General features: G+C 39.8%; 4 protein-coding genes. 3 read left to right on the top strand and 1 reads right to left on the bottom strand.

Translation table 11 applies throughout. From position 1 onward, the window contains the following. Positions 1-173 (bottom strand): PucR family transcriptional regulator ligand-binding domain-containing protein (locus AC1DRF_RS20755; protein WP_477741572.1); only part of this gene is annotated, 173 nt, incomplete at its 3' end. Positions 174-479: 306 nt separating this feature from the next. Here AC1DRF_RS20755 and allC point away from each other — a divergent pair. From allC to AC1DRF_RS20740, 3 genes are all read left to right on the top strand, one after another. Then, positions 480-1,721, top strand: coding sequence for an allantoate deiminase (gene allC, locus AC1DRF_RS20750; RefSeq protein WP_427076007.1), 1,242 nt, complete (start codon positions 480-482; stop codon positions 1,719-1,721). Between the two features lie 12 nt (positions 1,722-1,733). After that, positions 1,734-2,984: a pyridoxal-phosphate-dependent aminotransferase family protein gene (locus AC1DRF_RS20745; RefSeq protein ID WP_427076008.1), complete on the top strand. Its 1,251-nt coding sequence runs from the start codon at positions 1,734-1,736 to the stop codon at positions 2,982-2,984. Between the two features lie 43 nt (positions 2,985-3,027). Next, on the top strand, positions 3,028-3,207 hold a 180-nt coding region (locus AC1DRF_RS20740), incomplete at its 3' end, for a gamma-glutamyltransferase (RefSeq protein ID WP_477741571.1).

The following is a 3,207-nucleotide window of genomic DNA, read 5'->3' as shown; positions in this document are numbered from 1 at the left end:
TCTTTGAAGTGATAACCCGTTGTAATTAAAAACTCTCCTTCTTTTAAAAAAGATAAAATATCGGGTGCATCCATCATATTGACGTTATGTACTTTGCGGGTGACTCCTTTTTGCCCGGCTACTACAGATGCTTTTTCATAAATTGGAATGCGTAAAAGAGTTTGTAGTTCCATTATTCATTACTCCTTTTGTTAAAAATTCTCACATTTCCCTGCACGTATTTTTATCTATCTTTTATTTTATAAGAAAGTTTAGTTAAAATAAATAAAATTTTCAGAAAAAAATGTATAAATTGTTAATGAAGAAGTATATTCAATCCTGTAAGATAAAGTAAMTAACATATAATGTTAGAAAATGTGACGTATATAAGACTTTGTATATTTAGTGATAATAGCTAAAAAAACACTAAATCATTGTAGAAAGTGTTAATGAAAACAATCAGTCATTTTCTTAAAATGAAGATAGCAGGAGGGATAGCAATGGTTGCAGATATGACGGGAAAATCTAAGCTTTGTCAGCAAATCGAAGAAAACGTTAGCTGGTTGTCACAGTTTGGGTTAGATGAAAAAGAAGGGGTCACGAGGCTTTTATATACGGAACAGTGGAGTGCAGCTCAAAAGGCATTGGAAGAAAAAATGAAGGGACTTCACCTCAAAACATATTACGATGATGTAGGAAATTTATTTGGACGGTTGCAAGGAACGGGTTCAGAACAACAAGTTATTTTAACAGGATCCCATATCGATACCGTGATAAACGGAGGAAAGTATGACGGGGCGTTTGGTGTTGTGGCAGGTATCATTGCTCTGCAGTACCTATATGCACATTACGGCTCCCCTACAAAAACCTTAGAGGTCGTATCACTTTGTGAAGAAGAAGGCAGCAGATTTCCTCTTACGTATTGGGGATCAGGCAATATGAATGGATTACACAGCAAAAGTGATGCAAAACATGTTATAAATAAAGAAGGGGTTAAGCTGGATGACGCAATGAAACAGCTCAATTTCGGAAAAGGCCTCCACAGCGAGCCATACCGCACGGACATCGCTTCTTTTATTGAACTGCATATCGAACAAGGAAAGCAGCTTGAAATGTCTCGTTGCGATATCGGAATTGTTTCTAGTATCGTCGGGCAGAAACGATTTACAGTATCTGTTAAAGGTGAAAGTAACCATGCGGGCACAACCCCGATGAACATCAGAAAAGATGCATTTTATGCGAGCTGCAAACTTGCTAAAGCATTTATTGAATTGAGCGAAAAATATCATAACGCTTTATACGTAACGGTTGGCAAAATTACACTTTCTCCAAATGCACCGAACGTAATACCAGGATATGTAGAATTCACGGTTGATATAAGACATCATGAATATGAGGTTTTACAAGAGGCAGAACGAGAAATGAAGGAAATTATAAAGCGAAAATCAGGGGATTTAGAAGTGAATATCGACTGCTGGATGGATGAAAAACCTGTCGCCATGAGCGAAGAATTATCTGAACTTTCCAAAATTATTTCCTCGGAAAAGAATATCTCCTCCCGAGAATTAGTAAGCGGTGCAGGACACGACTCGCAGATATTCGGACGAAGAGTTCCCACATGTTTGTTATTCGTACCGAGCCAAGATGGAATTAGCCATTCCCCAAAGGAATTCACCAAAGGAGAACAGTTAGAAAAAGGAGTAAAGGTCTTAATAGAACTATTATATAAACTTGCCTACTAGGAGGAATTTGACATGACTATAACAAAACAGCTTCATACACCGCCGCGTACGATTATGACACCTGGACCCGTAGAAGCAGATCCCCGCGTATTAAGAGCATTAGGAACACCTATTTTAGGTCAGTTTGACCCCGCATTTACGCACATTATGAACGAGACGATGGAAATGCTTCGTGAACTATTTCAAACCAAAAACAAATGGGCTTTTCCCGTTGATGGAACGTCTAGAGCTGGGATTGAAGCCGTTCTTGCAAGTGTAATTGAGCCTGGCGATAAAGTGTTCGTCCCTATTTTCGGCCGCTTCGGCTATTTATTAACGGAAATTGCCGAGCGCTACGGAGCTGATGTACACAACATTGAATGCGAATGGGGAGAAGTGTTTGACCCTGAAACAGTTATTCGTGAAATAAAAAAAGTAAATCCGAAAATTGTTGCAATGGTTCATGGTGAAACGTCTACAGGAAGAATGCAGCGGCTTAAAGAAATTGGTGCTGCATGCCGCAACCAAGATGTTTTATTTATCGTCGACGCAGTAGCCACTATTGGCGGTACGGATGTAAAAGTAGATGAGTGGAACATTGACGCATTGATTGCAGGCACACAAAAGTGTTTATCTGTTCCGTCCGGCATGGCACCTATTACGTACAATGATCGTATTGAAAAAATCATCATGGAACGTAAAAAAGTTGAAAAAGGAATTGCGACAAAAGCAGATGCTCAAACTGTTCGTCTGCGTCCGAATATTATCAGCAACTATTTTGATTTGAGTCAGCTTCAAGACTATTGGAGTGAGCGTAGATTAAATCATCACACGGAAGCAACGTCCATGCTCTATGCTTTAAGAGAAGGGCTGCGCGTTATTTTAGAAGAAGGATTAGAGGAAAGATTTGCAAGGCATCGCCTCCATGAAAAAGCACTTGTAGCCGGTATTAAAGCAATGGGATTATCTTTATTCGGAGATGAGGATTCAAAAGTTCCAACCGTTACTTGTGTTTTAATTCCCCTAGGTATTGACGGAGAGGCAGTTCGTTCTACGCTTCTTGAACAATTTGGGATTGAAATTGCAAGTTCTTTTGGGCCGATGCACGGAAAAATATGGCGTATCGGTACAATGGGATACAGCTGTCGAAAAGACAACGTTCTCTTTACATTGGCTGGTCTTGAAGCAGTGCTTATTCGAAACGGGGCAAGCGTGAATACAGGTTCTGCTTTACAAGCAGCATTAGAAGTTTACGAGGAAGAAGTAGCGCTGTCTAGTCTGTAAAGATTCGTTTTATTCATCATATAAAGAAAAGAGGAGATTTTCTATGAGCGAATACTTTTTTACACACCCCTATGCATCGCAGCGTACATGTACGTTTGGAAAAAACGGAATGGTAGCAACTAGTCAGCCTCTTGCCGCTCAGGCGGGTCTTGAAATGTTGAAAAAAGGAGGAAATGCGGTAGATGCTGCTATTGCCTCGGCAGCTTGTTTAACGGTTGTAGAG

Source organism: Priestia sp. P5_B4 (assembly GCF_056400385.1).
Note: the sequence above shows the minus strand (reverse complement) of the source record. Positions and strands in the feature narration are given on the sequence as shown.

Coding starts and splice junctions, on each gene's coding strand:
- allC (WP_427076007.1), top strand. CDS start 480: ATGGTTGCAGATATGACGGGAAAATCTAAGCTTTGTCAGCAAATCGAA.
- AC1DRF_RS20745 (WP_427076008.1), top strand. CDS start 1,734: ATGACTATAACAAAACAGCTTCATACACCGCCGCGTACGATTATGACA.